Source organism: Streptomyces recifensis (assembly GCF_002154615.1).
Classification (GTDB): domain Bacteria; phylum Actinomycetota; class Actinomycetes; order Streptomycetales; family Streptomycetaceae; genus Streptomyces; species Streptomyces griseoluteus.
Genome location: NZ_MUNH01000303.1, coordinates 1 through 1,080, shown reverse-complemented (window position 1 = coordinate 1,080; position 1,080 = coordinate 1). Strand labels below are relative to the sequence as shown.

The window sequence follows — 1,080 nt, the reverse complement described above, 5'->3', positions numbered from 1 at the left end:
TGGCGGGAATCGAACCCGCGTCCACCGGTGCAGAAACAGGGCTTCTCCGTGTGCAGTCCGCTTCGATTTTCTCAGCCCCGGAGATCACGCGGACAAGTCTCCGACGGGCTCAGTCACTGTTGGATTTCCCTCTTCACCCCGTGACCGGGATCAAGGTTTAGTTCCCTAGCTGATGCCAGGATCCGGGTCGGGAACAGCCCCGGGCTGACACTTCGCAAGTCGCTACTTAGGCAGCGAGGGCGAAGGAATCGCGCTTGGTGTTGGCGATTATTTTTTGCGACATATGGTTTACGAGATCATTGCCGCTTCCTCGACACGCTTCCCCTGCTTCGACATCCGCTGTCGAAACCGATCATCCCCATGTTGTTTTTTCAATGCCCCCCCGCAGGAGGCGGCGCACCCTCGATGGAGTGCTGTGCCATCGTACGTGACCAACGCGGGAGTGTGCCAGCCTATTCCCGCGGGCCCGGTCAGACGCCGCGCTGCTTGCGCTTGGCGGCCGCGATGGCCCGGTCCGACTCGCGCCGGTCCTGCTTCTCGCGCAGGGTCTGCCGCTTGTCGTACTCCTTCTTGCCTCGTGCCAGCGCGATCTCCGCCTTGGCACGGCCGTCCTTGAAGTACAGGGCGAGGGGCACGATGGTGTGGCCCGTCTCCTGGGACTTCGCCTCCAGCTTGTCGATCTCCTCGCGGTGCAGCAGCAGCTTGCGCTTGCGGCGCACCGCGTGGTTGGTCCAGGTGCCCTGGCTGTACTCGGGGATGTGGGCGTTGTGCAGCCACGCCTCGTTCCCGTCGATCTGGACGAAGCCGTCCGTCAGCGAGGCCCGGCCCTGGCGCAGCGACTTCACCTCGGTGCCGGACAGCACGATCCCGGCCTCGTAGGTGTCGATGATCGCGTAGTCGTGCCGGGCCTTCTTGTTCTGGGCGACGAGCTTGCGCTTGCCGTCCTTGACCTTGCCCTTGGCGGAGGCCGCCCCGCCCTGCTTGGGCTGGGACTCCTTCGGTACGTACATTCCCTTGCTCATAGTGCCGCCCATTTTCGCACCATGGAGGGGGGCGAAGGGAAGCGGATTAGGGGTGGGG

Annotated in this window: 1 protein-coding gene and 1 other RNA gene; both read right to left on the bottom strand. The window is 64.0% G+C overall.

Annotated elements, in window-relative coordinates:
* Nucleotides 1-360: a transfer-messenger RNA gene (ssrA, locus tag CCN33_RS17135) on the bottom strand; the annotation flags it as partial.
* Between the two features lie 110 nt (nucleotides 361-470).
* A complete protein-coding gene (gene smpB / locus CCN33_RS17130) occupies nucleotides 471-1,022 on the bottom strand; it encodes an SsrA-binding protein SmpB (protein WP_086694467.1) in 552 nt (183 codons plus the stop codon).
* Nucleotides 1,023-1,080: the final 58 nt, after the last annotated feature.